The organism is Clostridium sp. HBUAS56010 (genome assembly GCF_007115105.1).
In the GTDB taxonomy this organism is placed as follows: Bacteria; Bacillota; Clostridia; order Lachnospirales; family Lachnospiraceae; genus Lacrimispora.
This window is the reverse complement of record NZ_SULJ01000001.1, coordinates 290667-306147: the sequence shown is the minus strand read 5'-3', so window position 1 is coordinate 306147 and position 15481 is coordinate 290667. Positions and strand designations below refer to the sequence as shown.

The 15481-nt window shown below is 42.2% G+C and carries 12 protein-coding genes; 3 read left to right on the top strand and 9 right to left on the bottom strand.

Annotated elements, in window-relative coordinates; genetic code table 11:
• Positions 1–4 precede the first annotated feature (4 nt).
• The 9 genes from smc to FAY33_RS01410 form a co-directional block, all read right to left on the bottom strand.
• On the bottom strand, positions 5–3565 hold the full coding sequence (gene smc, locus FAY33_RS01450; protein WP_143318982.1) for a chromosome segregation protein SMC: 3561 nt from the start codon (positions 3563–3565) through the stop codon (positions 5–7).
• Between the two features lie 3 nt (positions 3566–3568).
• Complete coding sequence (gene rnc / locus FAY33_RS01445; RefSeq protein ID WP_143318981.1) at positions 3569–4264, bottom strand: ribonuclease III; 696 nt, start codon at positions 4262–4264, stop codon at positions 3569–3571.
• A gap of 73 nt (positions 4265–4337) precedes the next feature.
• A complete protein-coding gene (gene acpP, locus FAY33_RS01440; RefSeq protein WP_143318980.1) occupies positions 4338–4568 on the bottom strand; it encodes an acyl carrier protein in 231 nt (76 codons plus the stop codon).
• Positions 4569–4584: 16 nt separating this feature from the next.
• A complete protein-coding gene (gene plsX / locus FAY33_RS01435; RefSeq protein WP_143318979.1) occupies positions 4585–5601 on the bottom strand; it encodes a phosphate acyltransferase PlsX in 1017 nt (338 codons plus the stop codon).
• Between the two features lie 133 nt (positions 5602–5734).
• Positions 5735–7111 (bottom strand): MATE family efflux transporter, encoded by a 1377-nt coding sequence (locus tag FAY33_RS01430; protein WP_143318978.1) that lies wholly within the window; start codon positions 7109–7111, stop codon positions 5735–5737.
• Positions 7112–7278: 167 nt separating this feature from the next.
• Positions 7279–7941, bottom strand: coding sequence for a DUF6198 family protein (locus tag FAY33_RS01425; RefSeq protein WP_143318977.1), 663 nt, complete (start codon positions 7939–7941; stop codon positions 7279–7281).
• A 55-nt stretch (positions 7942–7996) separates the two neighbouring features.
• On the bottom strand, positions 7997–9901 hold the full coding sequence (locus FAY33_RS01420) for an FAD-binding protein (protein WP_143318976.1): 1905 nt from the start codon (positions 9899–9901) through the stop codon (positions 7997–7999).
• A gap of 12 nt (positions 9902–9913) precedes the next feature.
• Entirely contained in the window at positions 9914–10669 is a 756-nt protein-coding gene (locus tag FAY33_RS01415) for a 3-ketoacyl-ACP reductase (RefSeq protein ID WP_143318975.1), read from the bottom strand.
• 14 nt (positions 10670–10683) lie between these two features.
• Positions 10684–12054: an NADH:flavin oxidoreductase gene (locus FAY33_RS01410; protein ID WP_143318974.1), complete on the bottom strand. Its 1371-nt coding sequence runs from the start codon at positions 12052–12054 to the stop codon at positions 10684–10686.
• 216 nt (positions 12055–12270) lie between these two features.
• On the opposite strand from FAY33_RS01410, the gene FAY33_RS01405 reads away from it, so the two are divergent.
• The 3 genes from FAY33_RS01405 to sufB all read left to right on the top strand — a co-directional run bounded on the left by FAY33_RS01405 (position 12271) and on the right by sufB (position 15469).
• The gene (locus tag FAY33_RS01405; protein WP_143318973.1) at positions 12271–13161 is read left to right on the top strand and encodes an AraC family transcriptional regulator; all 891 of its coding nucleotides are present in this window, start codon (positions 12271–12273) and stop codon (positions 13159–13161) included.
• Positions 13162–13299: 138 nt separating this feature from the next.
• Positions 13300–14064 carry a Fe-S cluster assembly ATPase SufC gene (gene sufC / locus FAY33_RS01400; RefSeq protein ID WP_143318972.1) on the top strand — a complete coding sequence of 255 codons (765 nt, stop codon included), beginning with the start codon at positions 13300–13302 and terminating at the stop codon, positions 14062–14064.
• On the top strand, positions 14051–15469 hold the full coding sequence (gene sufB / locus FAY33_RS01395; protein WP_143318971.1) for a Fe-S cluster assembly protein SufB: 1419 nt from the start codon (positions 14051–14053) through the stop codon (positions 15467–15469). The genes sufC and sufB overlap by 14 nt, the downstream gene beginning before the upstream one ends.
• The last annotated feature ends 12 nt before the right edge of the window (positions 15470–15481 follow it).

Sequence of the window (15481 nt, the reverse complement as noted above, 5' to 3'; positions counted from 1 at the left end):
CTCCTTAACGGTCTAAATCTTCTTCAATCAGGTTTACAGATACAAGCGTCGAAACGCCCTTTTCCTGCATGGTTATTCCATACAGGCGATCCGCAGATACCATTGTACCACGTCGGTGGGTAATCACGATAAACTGCGTATTCTTTGTCAGCTTATGGAGGTATTTTGCAAACCGGTCCACATTAGAATCATCAAGAGCCGCCTCAATCTCATCAAGAAGACAAAACGGGGATGGCTTTAGATTCTGGATTGCAAATAATAAGGCAATGGCAGTCAATGCCTTTTCTCCACCGGAAAGCTGCATCATATTCTGGAGTTTTTTCCCTGGTGGCTGGGAAATAATCTGGATACCAGCCTCTAAAATATCTTCATCTTCTACCAGTTCAAGGGTTCCTCTGCCGCCTCCGAATAATTCTTTAAATACTTTGTCAAATTCTGCACGAATCTCCCTGAATTTTTCTTCGAACTGCCTTCTCATTCCTCCATCCAATTCATCAATGATCTTTAATAAGGTGCCTTCTGCCGTTACCAGATCATCATGCTGGGTCTTCATAAACTCATAGCGTTCAGAAACTTCCTTGTAATCCTCGATGGCATTGACATTGACATTGCCCAGTTTCCTGATCTCCTCCTTTAAAGAGGCAATCATCCGTTTTATATCAGGCAGAGAAGTCCATTCCTCATTCCGCAGAACCTCTGCAGTAGAAAACGTAAGCTCATATTCATTCCACATGTAGTTGACATGATCTTCCAATCGTTCATGAAGCCTTTCCTTCTGGCTTTGCAGACGGAACAGTTCTTTATCCAAAAGTCCAATTCTGCCCGTCAGTTCTTCTCTTTTTTGGAACAGCTCTTTTTGTTCTCTGGATTTATGTTCTTTTTTGCCCGCTTCTTCTTCGATTCGTTCTTCCAGTTCCTTGCTGCGGATTTTTTCTTTCCCGATCTTCTCTTTTAATTCTTCGATTTCCCGTTGCTTCTCTTCAATAATCTGTCTGGAACCTTCTGAACCATCGGACAGTCCAGACAGTTCTTCTTCCATACGTTTTATCTCTTCTTTGATTCTTCGAAGATTTTCCAGTTCGAAATCATCTTTTTGCTTTAATCCAGACGTCTCCATCTGAACAGAAGACAGATTCTTAAAGAATTCTTCCCTGTCCGTCTTTGATTTTTCCAGTGCCTGATTCAAAGACTCCAGTTCTCCTCCTGTATCCTGATTTCTGTTCTCCAGATTTTTCACCTGGACTGAAAGTTCCTGCTGACTGTTGGTGATTTCATGAATCTGAAATTCCAATTGAATATTCTCCTGCTCCAGGTCTCCGTAGGATTCTCTGATTTCCGTCTTCTTTTCTTCCACCCGGCGCAGGTTTATTCTAACCGTATTCTGCCTTAAATAAAGATTCTGCTTTGCTTTACGAATCTTTTCCAGTTCTTCTTTACTTTCTGCAAGAAGTCCCTCATTCATAGTCAGTTCTTTATTCAGATGATCAATATCAGCCAGAACTTTTTTTAAAGCACCTTCCAGTTCCTCAATCTCTCTCTTTCTGCCGAGAAGATTGCTTGTGTTTTTGAAAGCACCGCCGGTCATGGAACCACCGGCACTTAACAGCTCCCCTTCTAATGTAACAATCCGGAGAGAATACTGAAACTTTTTCGCTAATGCAATGGCATGATCAATCGTATCCACCACTACCACACGGCCGAGAAGATAATTCATCAGCCCTTCATACTGAGGGGCAGCCTCCACAAGGGAATTGGCAAGCCCCAGTACACCAGGCTCTTTTAACGCCTTCTCCTGCTGAAAAAAGTTTCGGTTGCCAATGCTTGTAATCGGAAGGAAAGTCGCCCTTCCAAACCGGTTCTTTTTCAGATATTCAATTAACTGTTTGGCAGTCTGGTCCGAATCTGTAACAACGTTTTGTATACTTCCGCCAAGAGCAGTCTCAATGGCGATCTCATATTTCTTTTTTACCGTTATTAAATCAGCTACAACACCGTGGATTCCTCTGATCCGGTCTTTTACTTCCATGACCTTACGGATACTTCCGCCATAGCCGTCATACCGTTCTGCCATATTCCTTAATGATTCCAGTTTTGTATGACTGGTGTGATATTCCTGCTGCCTGTCATTTAAATCTTTATTAAGTTTTTTTACCAGGATTTCCAGTTCCTCAGTTCTGCCTTCACAAAATGCCTGTGCCTCTTCCTGTTTCTCAATCTCCTGAGAAACCTCATCTGATTCTTTCTGAAGGCTGATGATCTGTTCATCCTGCTCGGATTCATCGCTTTTATATTTTAATAGTTTCTGGCAAACCTCGGAGCGGCGGACGTTTACCTGCTCAAGCATGGCTTCGTACCGCTGCTGCCTGGCAGCAAGAGAGGCCTTCTCATTCAGAAGATCTATGATTCGTCCTTTTCCAGCTTCAATCTGCTGCTCAAACAGCCTGATCTTCTCATCCTCTGATGCGAGAATTTTCTCTGCTTCTCCAAGTTTTACAAGTGCTTCCTTTACCTGACTGGCAATTGTGGCACGCGCCTGCTCATAGGTAACTTCCTGGGCCTTCTTTAACTCAATCTCAGAAAGAATAGAGGCGGCACGGGCTTCAATATGTTCCGTATTCATGTGTTCCGTATTAATCTGCTCTCTCAATACATTAATACGGCCTTCTAAATTACCAGCTTCCATGTCAGACCGGTTCTTATCATTGCGAAGGAATGTAACAGACTCATCCAGTTGACTTAAATACGCATCAAGAGCGTCATACTTCTCCCGAATTCCCTCAGAATCTTTCTTCGCATCATTTAAATCTCTTGAAACAATGGTCTCTTTGTCTTCCTGCTCCTTTATCTGAAAACGCAATGCTTCTGTCTCCATTAAAAACTGGTTCACATCATACCGTTTTAAATCTTCTTTCAGACGCAGGTATTCCTTCGCAGCCTCTGACTGCCTGGCAAGTGGTTCCACCTGTTTCTCCAGTTCAGAAAGAATGTCATTGACCCGGACCAGATTCTGTTTCTCATCTTCCAGTTTTTTCTGAGCTATTGCTTTTCGCCTTTTAAATTTTACTATACCTGCCGCTTCATCAAATAATTCCCGTCGTTCTTCCGGTTTACCGCTCAAAATCTTATCAATCTGTCCCTGACCGATGATGGAATACCCTTCTTTTCCGATTCCTGTATCATAAAACAGTTCATAGATATCCTTTAACCGGCAGGCACTGCCATTGATTCTGTATTCACTTTCTCCGGAACGGTAAACTCTTCGTGAAACAGTTACCTGATCATAAGCAATCGAAAGATGCTGATCGGAATTATCCAGCGTGATTGCCACATAGGCGAATCCCTGAGGCTTTCGCTGTTCTGTTCCGGAAAAGATTACATCCTGCATACTGGAACTACGAAGCTGCTTTACTTTCTGCTCCCCAAGAACCCAGCGGACCGCATCAGCAACATTGCTCTTACCGCTGCCATTGGGACCTACAATTCCAGTGATTCCATTATGAAAATCAAAGATGATCTTATTTGCAAATGACTTAAACCCCTGTATCTCAATACTTTTTAAATACATAGATCAGAATTTCTCCTTATGTTTAAGTGCCAGGATTCCGTTATAGGCTGCCACCTGTTCTGCTGCCTTTTTCGTTCTGCCGGTTCCCTGCCCAATCACCTTATTTCCAATCAAAACCTGTGTTTCAAATACTTTATTGTGATCCGGTCCTTCATCACGCAAAAGGTTGTATGTCAAAGGTTCTTCTGTCTGGCTTTGTACAATCTCCTGCAAGATAGTCTTGCTATCATAAAAGAGCTGCTTGTGTTCCAGATCATTCATAATAAAATGAAGGATAAACTCTTTTGCGCTAGCAAAACCACCGTCCAGATATATGGCTCCTATCAGCGCCTCCATGGCATCGGAAACAATAGAAGCACGTCCTCTTCCCCCTGTTGCTTCTTCCCCTTTTCCAAGAAGTAAATACTCCCCAAGCTTTATTTCTTCTGCACAATACGCCAGGGTTGGTTCACAGACAATGCTCGCCCGTATCTTTGTTAAGTCACCCTCCGGCTTATCAGGGTATTTGTGGTACAGACATTCACTGGAGAATATCTCAAGCACAGAATCGCCTAAAAATTCCAGCCGTTCATTGCATTCCAATTTATTTAACCGATGTTCATTGGCGTAGGAACTATGGGTCATTGCCTGCGTCATCAGATGCTTGTCCGAAAAACGATAGCCGATCCGTTCCTCCAGTTCTCTTAAACTTCTACTCATACAATCCCTCTTTCCCAATTATGAAAGAAGGTGCTGCGGACAGACAAAAAAGTCCCTGCAGCACCCACATCTATTAATTTAAAGCATTCTTGATCTGTTCTACTGCGTCACTGACACTAACGATGTTCTCTGCCACTTCCGTTGGAATCTCGATATCAAATTCCTCTTCAATGCCCATAATAATCTGAAACACATCGAGGGAGTCAGCGCCAAGATCATCCACAAATGTAGAATTCATAGAAACCTCATCCGCCTCAATATTTAATACCTCTGCAACAATGTTCTGTAATTTTTCAAATTCCATTTTTCTTTCCTCTCTCCTATTCTTGATTTCCTTCATTCTTTGATTTAAGACTTTCTCTTATCTTATCATTAATTCCCTGTTCTTTGAAGGTTACACACTGAAGTATGGAGTTTTTTACTTCTATTGCCTTTGAATTCCCGTGAGTCTTAACAACCAGACCATTAAGCCCAAGAAGCGGTGCTCCGCCGTACTGGGATGCATCGAATGATTTTAATGTCTCCTTCAAAGCTGGTTTCACAAGCAAAGCTCCAATTTTACTTCTTAAGTTTCCCATCATACCGCTTTTCACTTTGCTGATTAAAGTTGCTCCCACACCTTCATAAAGCTTTAAGATCACATTGCCTACAAATGCTTCGCAGACAATCACGTCTGCCCCGCCCTGCGGAATCTCTCTGGCTTCAATACTTCCGGTAAAACGGATCTCTTCACACTCTTTTAACAGTGGAAATGTTTCTTTTACAAGGGCATTCCCCTTTTCTTCCTCTGCACCAATATTAACAATGGCAACCCGTGGATTCTTAATCCCCATTACATGTTCCATATAAAGGGACCCCATCCGGGCAAACTGTAAAAGATGGGATGGTCTTGCATCCACATTGGCTCCACAGTCAATCAACAGGGAAACACCTTTTTCTGTAGGAATTAACGGTGCCAGCGGTGGTCTCTCCACCCCTTTGATTCTACCGACAATTACCTGCCCGCCAACTAATATGGCACCGGAACTGCCTGCTGAAACAAACGCATCCGCTTCCTTTTTCTTTACCAGATTCATTCCAACAACAATAGAAGAATCCTTCTTCTTTCGTATGGCATTAACCGGAGGTTCTTCCGTTTCGATTACCTCTGACGCATGGATCACCTGGATCTGATCTTTTGAATAGGTATGCTTTGATAATTCCTCAGATACAATATGCTCTTGCCCTACTAAGAGAACCTGGATCTCCTTATTCGCATTAACAGCCGCCACTGCACCTGCAACCATCTCAGTTGGTGCATAATCACCGCCCATGGCATCTACAGCTACTTTTATCATCACGATTCCCCTTTCAAGTGCTTCCTAGATAATCTATTACATAATATACTAAATATTATTCTATAAATCAACAATAACTTGATAAAAATAAAGCATAAAACAAAATCTATAAAACAAGCATTACAATAATCTATTAAATCTCTCTTTGTGTTTCTCCCCTGAGCGGTACAGGCATCTTATTTTTCACCTTTTTCATCACAATCATATAAGAGACACCTGTAAAAATTGCCGCACATGTCCATGCTGCCGGATCACAGGCACTTGCCAAAGGATAGCTGACCAGACGAATCGCCAGAGCTGCCATGGAAAATCTTGCAAAAAGCTCTACCACACCTCCCAGCATTGGCAGCAGACCGTATCCACAGCCCTGCATGGTGTTTCTGAATATAAAAATCGTACTGAGAGGGATATAGAATGCCGCACACAAATAAATGTAGGTTTTTGCCCAGGGAAGCATGGCTGTAATATCCACTCCTTTTGAAAAGAATATTCCCAGCACATGAGGAAGCGCAAGAGTCACAATCAGAGAACACAAAATCGCATAAACAAATTCTGTTCCAATCGCCAGACGGACACCTTTATGAATTCTCTTTATATCTCCCTTTCCATAATTCTGCCCTGTGTAGGTTGCCATGGTCTGCCCCATTGCCATCATCCCCTGCATGGCAATATTCTGAATCTTGCTGGCTGCGGTAAAAGCGGCAACGGCTGTCGAACCAAACAGATTAATAGCTGACTGCATAATCATTGCTCCTGACGCTGTAATGGCAAACTGGAGTGCCATAGGAATGCCCATGGAAAGCTGATGCCTTGTTTCTGATCTTCCCAGTTTCCAGTGACCCTTTTCAGGAGCAAGGACAGGAACTTTCCTGTAAATGTAAAACAGACAGAGCACAGCAGAAATCCCCTGGGATACATTGGTTGCCCATGCAGACCCGGAAACACCCCATTGAAAGGCAATTACAAACAAAAGATTCAATGCCAGGTTTAATAATGATGAGAACGCAAGAAACAAAAGTGGAACCCGGCTGTTGCCAACTGCTCGCAAAAATGCTGAGAACAGGTTATAAAAAACGTTCGCAGCTATTCCCACGCAAATAATGGAAATGTAGGTCAGTGCATCCTGAAAGATATCTTCCGGTGTATTCATGAGCCGAAGAATGGGTTTCATAAACGCCAGACTTGTAATCGTAATGAACGCAATAACAAAAAAAGACAGGATCGTTCCGTTTGCCACAGACCGTCTGGTTCCATCTTCATCACCAGCCCCAAACCTCTGACTGGTAAGAACGGTAAATCCAGTACTCATTCCCTGAGAAAAACCAATGACAAGAAACATGATCGTTCCAGTAGAACCGACTGCTGCCAAAGCTCCTGGTCCAACAAAACGACCTACTACAATGGTATCAACCATATTGTATAACTGTTGAAAAATATTTCCTAAAAAAAGAGGCAGCGTAAACTTTAAAATAAGCGGAAGAGGGCTGCCTTTTGTCATATCTGTTTCCATTTTTTTCATCCTTTTTCGTTTGAAAGTCAGGCTGTTTTACAGCAGTGCAAACGTATTCTATCACGTTCCTTTTCACTTGTCACCGATATTTTAAAAATTACAAGAAAAAACAATCTCAAAGCTTATATTTCTAAGCCATGAGATTGTCTTTTCTTTGGTCCTGGTAATTAACCCTTTACCGCTTGTGACTCCTTATCATAAACAGAACGAAACCAGGTGCCAAAATGTTTATTGATGAAATATATAATATTTCCGATTGTAAAGAAAGCTACAATCGTACCAATACCAATACCAATGATTTTTCCAGAAGCTATAAAACTGATAACACCCGTAACCAACAACATAATTCCGTCGTAAATCAGTTTTGCCCGCCCAAAGGGTAGCTTTGTAAGGGAAGCCAAAGCCTGTACTCCGCCATCAGGAGGATTAGGAACAAAATTCATATTAACCACCATACTGATTCCCACGGAAATACAGAGAATTGCCAATATTAAAAGAATAAATTTCAACACCCCATCCGGGTTAGATATCACAATAAATTTGTTATAAAAGTCTACAATCCACCCAAAAACAAAAGAGAATGGAAACTGAAGAAGAACTTTAATTTTAATTTTACGATAAATAATGCATTGAAATAAAACGTCTGCCAGATACACAATGGTGCAGGCTGTTCCAAGTGTCAATTGGCTGATTTTGCTGATGACATACGGTACAGAATTGGTTGTGGAAACTCCCAGTAAACATTTTGTGTTAAGAACAACTCCAAGTGCAAGCAATAGAACTCCAATTATGTATATAACAATACGTTGAGCCATTTTATTGTATTTCATATGATACTCCTTAGTTCTCTTTACGATATGATTTTCTAGTATTATGAGATGGTTTCTATTGGATTGTTTTAGAACAACGCAATGTTCGGTGCTCTGTCCATATCGTTTCAAACCACTCGCCCCCCTGAGGAACAGGGTGCACTTCTTCCGTAAAACTTACAAATCTGCCATTTTGCTTTTGTGTAACAAGACGCAAATTCTTCTTTTCAGACTTTCCTTCCAGGTACATGCCGTTTTTTCCTTTTACCAGACAGCTTCCCCTGCTGCCAAATAACTCTGCGGATTCTTTCATCGCCTGTAAAACTGCACACTGTGTCACAATCATGTCATAGGTTTTTAATAAAACCGGAAGGGTACGGACAGTTTCAATCCGGACCTTGTCCTTAAAATTGACCCGGTAATCTTCTGCCTTTTTCCGTAAAGCATCTAACTTTTCCAAATCGCGAACCTGTGCCGCAGCTTTGGACATGGAACTTTGAAGTTCTTCTCTTATATCAAAAACATTGGCATGATCCCCTATCATATCCTGTAATTCACGAACAATCTTTTCTGCCAGCTCTTCAGGCTGAATGTCCCAGGAAGTCCTGTCTGGCAATTGTTCTTTGCAGGTATAGGAAATATGCTGGGCCGCTCTCATGGAACCAGCCTGAGTGGAATTTAGTGCCGCACCCCCTGGACGGTGAACGCCAAAGGTACCAGCCGCTTCTCCAGCAACATATAAGCCCTTTACACAGGTCTCCCAGTTGACATCTACTAAAATCCCCCCATTATGGTGCTGGGCGCAAACACTGATTTCCAGCAGTTCCGTTTCCAGATCAATGCCATGATTTCTGTAAAGCTCTATGGCAAGGGGATTCATTCGTTTCAGCCGCATTATGGGAGTTCCAAACAGCGCATCTGATTTTTCCAGATAAGTATATGCTTCTTCTGATAAACCTTTCAATCCGTTTTCCAGACCAGAAGGGTTTTTCCTGAAATCCATAAATACCCTTCGTCCTTTTATCGCAGTTTCTTCATATACACATAAATCAATCCGTGATGAGCCATTTTTTTTGTCCGCATCAAAAGGCCATTGATATCCTTTTAAAAACACAAGGTTTACCGCTTCTTCTGCAGTCATATAATCATTTAAAAACTCCCGCTCCACTCCATTTTCATCCACAGATACATAACGGGGCAGCACCTGCTGATAGGTTCCCGATACATTCCATCGGTATTTTATAGAAGCAAGACCATACTGCCATTCCTGGAGATTTGCGCCATCGGCTCCTGCGTTAAACACTGCACCGGACATTCCTGTGTGTCCTGCCGGATACACTACATTTTTATAACATGCACTGGGACCTCCTGTACACCAGATTACCTGATTCACAGCAATTACTACCAGTTCCAGCCCGTCGTCTGAAAGTTTTTTCTTATTCAGACAAACAATTCCGCGAACCCGATTTTCTTCTTTATATATATGAAAAGCCAGAAGTTGATCAAGAATCGGGATGTCCTTTGCTTTTACCGATTTTTCCAAAGCTTCTGTCATATACCTGGAAGTAAGCGGTCCTGCAGAAGTTGCTCTCTGACGAGGATCATGATCCGTCTTATATCCTGCATAAACACCATATTCATCGGTTGGAAAATCCACTCCCAGATTTGCCAGCTTATAAAAACACCGCAGAGAATTGGCTGCCTCTGCCAAAGCAATTGCCCCGTCCACCCCTTCTCCATCGTATAAGGTCTGTGCCATATCAAAAATGGAATCATGATCCTGAAAGCCAATGGAAAGCTTATAGTAAGTCTGCTTATCGCTTCCAGTGTTGCGGGAAGTTCCCATGGAAATCCCCTCCGTCAGTAAAGCAATATTTCTTCTGCCAAGATCATAAAGCCAGTCAACCGCATTAAAAGCCGCTGCTCCGCTTCCTACAACAACCGTATCATATTCTAAAAATTGATAGCTTATCTTTTCCATCACATACCTCTGCTATAATCGTTTGATGTGAAATCCACCATCCACATCAATATAGTTACCTGTGGTATAAGGGAATTTTCCTCCAGCGAAAGCACTGACTGCCAGTGCTACGTCTTCTGGTGCACCAAAACGGCTGATGGGGAATACACCTTCCTCGATCATCTTCTCGTATTTTGTATGAACTGCGCTTGTCATGTCTGTCATAATAACGCCCGGACGCACTTCATAAACAAGAATCCCTTCTGAGGAAAGACGATCTGCATAAAGCTTTGTGACCATGCTGATACCTGCTTTTGATATACAATACTCTCCTCTGTTTACGGAGGACACTTCTGCAGAACAGGAGGAAACATTAACAATAATTCCCTTTTCTTTCTGCTTAATCATCTGATTAGCAACAAGCTGGGTTAAAAACATGGTTCCACGAAGATTTATTCCAAGCACATAATCGAAACTTTCTTCTGTCATGGTCAGCAGATCCGCCCTCACCTTTGGTGCTACGCCTGCATTGTTGACAAGAACATCTATTTTCCCATAATGTTTTACACTTTCCTCAACAATATGGATTCTGTCCTGATGGCTGGAGATATCACCAGCCACATAAAAATAGTCTCTGTTATTATCTTCAAACCATTGCAAATGTTCTTTATATGCTTCTTTTTCCCTTGTTCCTACAACAACCACACAAAATCCGTCATCGGATAACTGTTTGGCTATGGCAAGACCAATTCCCCTGGTTCCACCAGTTACAATTGCTGTCTTTGACATTGCGTTTCCTCCTATTACCTGCTGGCTGATGCCAGGGCTTCTGCCTGTGCTCTCGCTTCTCTGTATTTTGGAACGTAGACTTCTGAATCCCGGACAACACAGCCTGTACTTCCATGATCTCTCATGATCTGAGTACATTTGCTGCAGCTTACGCACACTTTTCTCGGGTCCATCTCACCTTTGGTAAACAAATCATGAGCCGCATCGGGATATGCAAAACTGGAACGTCCAAGGCCAACCATTTTTGTGGTGTGGGCTTTTAAATTTGCCGCTGCAACATTGGGAATGAAGTTGCGGAACCAACTGTAACCATTGCCAATAAGAGGCACATCACCAGCCGCTTCCTGGCAGACTCTTGAATATTCAAAGATTTTTTCAATAATACCAAGCTGGGATTCTTCCGGCTCCGGAACACCAATGCTTGGAATATCAAACGGGCGTCCAAACTGGGGATAAATGTAGTAAGGATTGCTGGAAGAAAGTGCAAATACATTTACACCAGCTTTTACAAGCATCTTGATTAGTTCTTTTGGTTCTGTACTGTCCCATTTGCGGAAATCTTCTTTATCACAGCCAAACCCGTATGGATATGGATGAACATCAAACACATTCAACCGGCATCCGATAACAAATTCATCTCCTACTGCTTTGCGCACTGCCTCCACCGTTTGAACAAGGAACCGGCTTCGGTTTTCAAGACTTTCACCACCATATTTTCCTTTTCTGGTGAAACCGCCTAATAATTCACTTAAAAGATATTTGTGACATGATTTGATATCCACACCATCAAAACCAGCTTCTTTCGCAAGTATTGCGGACTGAACATATTTCTCAGTAAGAGAATCCAGATATTCATCCGTAACCACCTGTTCATCACTGATCACACCGCTTCTGCCGTCTAACATAGGGTCACGGAACGCAACCATGGGTGCTCTGTCTTCACCAGGACGGCTATAGCGTCCGGAATGGGTTAATTGAAGAATATTAATTAAGGAAACATCATTGGCTTCTTTTGCCGCCTGTTTGCTTTCCTTTACGAATTCCCGAAAAGATGTCAGGTTTTCTTTATTCAGCATTAAGGCTCTTGGATTGGCTTTTCCTTCCTCCACAACCGCATTGGCTTCCCACCAGATCAGACTGGAACCGCCTTTTGCAAATCTCAGATATCGCCTTTTTGTCAAATCAGACATAGATCCGTCCGGGTTGCAGTCGCATCCTTCCATTGGCAAAACTGCCATTGCATTTGATGTTGTTAAATGTCCGATCTTCACAGTGTTACGGAGAGGAGAAAGATCATCTGTCAACTGAATATGTAAATCTTCATTTACAATCTCCTGTCTTAATTCCTCCAATGACTTATACCGAAACATTTTATGATTTCCCATGATTATGACCTCCAAAATTATACTATTTATGTAAGTTAATTATAAAAAGTTTTATTCATATTATCTAGACATTAAATTGGGCTATAATACACCTTTTTTGTTTCTCTGTGGTATTAATACATATTTTCAGTTGACTTATCTTAAAAAATAGTTATAATTTACAAAATAGTTCTTTTTATTTTAAATACTCCACCACAGTAAAAGGAGAGCCTGAATATGAACGAAAACAGTCATTGTGAACAAAATCGAATTATTCGTCCAAAAGAATTTGCTTACGCCTATTATAATGAAAGGTTTCATAATGCAGCCATGACAAGGCATCATCACACACAAAATGAAATCATTTTTGTAAAAGAAGGGGAATGTACGTTTGAAATCGGTGGGGAACCATACGCAATTAGAAAAAATCAGATGATATTCATCAGTGCTCTGGAAAGGCACTCCACTCACTCGATCCGGACACCATACCGGCGATATGTCTTTGTTTCTTCAATGGATTTGTGTTCTGAATATATATCTGATCCGCTTATGGCTTCTGCATTTATAATGGGAAGCCGGCGGGGAATTATCAACCTGACAGAAAATCAGGCAAACCAAGTGGAACAATACTTTAAAAATCTGATTTCAGAGACAGAAAACCAGGAAATGAAGTGGAAAGAACGTTGTGCCGCCATTCTCTTTGAACTGTTAATCCTGCTCTACCGGAACAACCAGGACATGTTCATTCTGGATAATAGTACCCAGGACTTAAATATTATTTTCTCCATAAAAGATTATATTGACCATCACTATATGGAACCATTAAGCCTGGAAACAGTGGCACAAACCTTTTTTATCAATAAATATTATCTCTCCCATCAGTTCAAGGAAATCATTGGCTATGGGTTTAAAAAATACATTCAGCTCATCCGTATAAATAAAGCAAAAATATTATTGCAAAATACAAATCTATCCATAGGCGATATCTGTAATAAAATAGGCTATGATAATATCAACTATTTCATCCGCCTTTTTAAAGAAAAAGAAGAAATAACCCCTTATCAATATCACAAGATGTATTTCAAAAATACTGAATCCTACTCCATCACCCCCTCAAAAAGGACTTGACCTAGGTTCTTTTTTGTCATTTCAGCCAAAATAAGGCTTGTAATTCCTAGTAAAAAGGTATAGTATTATTATGTAAGAATAGTTAGACTTTACTAACGAAAGAATTGCCTGCCTAAGGCATAGAGGAGGTTGATATATATGAGCAGTCCATTGCTTGAAATTTTAGATTTAAGTGTTTCCGTAGAAAACAAAGTTATTCTTGATGGAGTAAACTTAACCATTCAGCCCGGAGAGCTTCACGTGCTCATGGGACCTAACGGCACAGGAAAGTCCACACTGGTTTCTGCCATTATGGGAGATCCCAGGTATGCCATTGAAAGAGGACAGATTCTCTTTGAAGGCCGGGATATTACAGAAGAAAAAACAGATGCCAGAGCAAGAGCCGGCGTTTTTTTATCTTTCCAGGCACCAGAAGAGATTCCAGGAATTACATTAGAGAATTTTTTACGCACTGCCAGAGGGGCTGTTGACGGACATCAGCCAAAGATTCTTTCTTTTCGAAAAGAATTGCTGGAACAGATGGAAGCTTTAGAGATGAACCCGTCTTATACGGAGCGATATCTGAATGTGGGATTTTCCGGAGGTGAAAAGAAAAAGGCAGAAATTTTGCAGATGCTTATGCTGCGCCCCAAACTTGCTTTGCTGGACGAAACAGATTCCGGTCTTGATGTCGATGCAGTCCGCACCGTTACCAAAGGAATCCACAGCTACCGCAACCGCCACAACGGCCTTTTTATTATTACTCATAACGCCAAAATTTTAGAAGGGCTTCCCATTGATGCCGTTCATATTCTGGAACATGGCCGGATTGTCCGCACCGGCGGAAAGGAACTGGTCGCCCAGATAACCAATGATGGATTCGGTATGCTTGGAAAGGAGGCACTTGCTTATGAAGGACTTTAATCAGGAGAAAACCATTGTCGATGAAATGGACCGCAGCGTCTATGACATCCGCGATAAAGTGGATTCAGATTTTGAAGTGTCTTCCGGTCTTTCTTCTGCCATTGTTCAGAAGATTTCCGAAGAAAAACACGATCCGGAATGGATGCGTATTTTCCGTTTAAAAGCCCTTGAGACTTATCACAAGACTCCTATGCCCACCTGGGGACCTCCCCTTGATGAGCTTGATATGGCAAATATTGTAACCTATGTCCGGCCTAAAACGGATATGCGTACCAAATGGTCGGATGTACCAAACGATATCAAAAACACGTTTGAACGCTTGGGCATTCCAAAAGCCGAGCGGGAGTCTTTGGCAGGCGTAGGGGCACAATACGATTCAGAGGTGGTCTATCATAGTGTACGGGCAGAAGTCGCGGCTCAAGGCGTTGTTTACACAGATATGGAAAGCGCCCTCACCGGTCCTTATTCAGAGATGGTCCGCAAACACTTTATGCGTCTTGTTCCTCCTTCCGATCACAAATTTGCAGCTCTTCACGGGGCAGTCTGGTCCGGCGGTTCTTTCGTCTATGTTCCACCGGGAGCATCCGTTGAGATTCCTCTCCAGTCCTACTTCCGTTTAAATGCACCGGGAGCCGGACAATTTGAACATACACTCATTATTGTGGACGAGGGTGCTTACCTCCATTTTATCGAAGGCTGCTCAGCTCCAAAATATAATGTGGCAAATCTTCATGCCGGATGCGTAGAGCTTTTTGTAGGAAAAAATGCAAGACTTCGTTATTCCACCATTGAAAACTGGTCAAAAAACATGTATAACCTTAATACCAAACGTGCCTCTGTGGAAGAAGGCGGAACCATTGAGTGGGTATCCGGTTCTTTCGGCTCCCACACCTCCTATCTCTACCCCATGAGCATTTTAAAGGGAAAAAATTCCAGAATGGAGTTTACAGGAATTACCTTTGCAGGAGAAGGTCAGAGTCTGGATACCGGAGCAAAGGTACTTCACTCCGCTCCTGATACTACCTCTCACATTACAACAAAATCTATTTCCCGTGACGGGGGAAACTCCACGTTCCGCAGCTCCATTACAGTGACTCCAGGTGCTGCCGGCAGTAAATCCTCCGTATCCTGCGAATCCCTGATGTTAGACAGCATATCCCGTTCCGACACCATTCCAGTGATGGATATTCAGTGTGATGATGCAGATATTGGTCATGAAGCTAAAATTGGACGAATCAGCGAATCAGCCATCTTTTACCTGATGAGCCGGGGATTATCTGAGGAGGATGCAAGAGCTATGATCGTAGGGGGATTTGCAGAACCCATTGCAAAGGAACTGCCTTTGGAATACGCAGTTGAGATGAATAACCTGATCCATCTGGAAATGATTGGAAGCATAGGCTGAAAGGAGGAACTG

Excerpts from the sequence above, each read along its gene's own strand:
- smc (WP_143318982.1), bottom strand. The coding sequence starts at position 3,565 with ATGTATTTAAAAAGTATTGAGATACAGGGGTTTAAGTCATTTGCAAAT.
- rnc (WP_143318981.1), bottom strand. The coding sequence starts at position 4,264 with ATGAGTAGAAGTTTAAGAGAACTGGAGGAACGGATCGGCTATCGTTTT.
- sufB (WP_143318971.1), top strand. The coding sequence starts at position 14,051 with ATGAAGGACTTTAATCAGGAGAAAACCATTGTCGATGAAATGGACCGC.
- FAY33_RS01430 (WP_143318978.1), bottom strand. The coding sequence starts at position 7,111 with ATGGAAACAGATATGACAAAAGGCAGCCCTCTTCCGCTTATTTTAAAG.
- FAY33_RS01420 (WP_143318976.1), bottom strand. The coding sequence starts at position 9,901 with ATGGAAAAGATAAGCTATCAATTTTTAGAATATGATACGGTTGTTGTA.
- FAY33_RS01410 (WP_143318974.1), bottom strand. The coding sequence starts at position 12,054 with ATGGGAAATCATAAAATGTTTCGGTATAAGTCATTGGAGGAATTAAGA.
- FAY33_RS01425 (WP_143318977.1), bottom strand. The coding sequence starts at position 7,941 with ATGAAATACAATAAAATGGCTCAACGTATTGTTATATACATAATTGGA.
- acpP (WP_143318980.1), bottom strand. The coding sequence starts at position 4,568 with ATGGAATTTGAAAAATTACAGAACATTGTTGCAGAGGTATTAAATATT.
- plsX (WP_143318979.1), bottom strand. The coding sequence starts at position 5,601 with ATGATAAAAGTAGCTGTAGATGCCATGGGCGGTGATTATGCACCAACT.
- sufC (WP_143318972.1), top strand. The coding sequence starts at position 13,300 with ATGAGCAGTCCATTGCTTGAAATTTTAGATTTAAGTGTTTCCGTAGAA.
- FAY33_RS01415 (WP_143318975.1), bottom strand. The coding sequence starts at position 10,669 with ATGTCAAAGACAGCAATTGTAACTGGTGGAACCAGGGGAATTGGTCTT.
- FAY33_RS01405 (WP_143318973.1), top strand. The coding sequence starts at position 12,271 with ATGAACGAAAACAGTCATTGTGAACAAAATCGAATTATTCGTCCAAAA.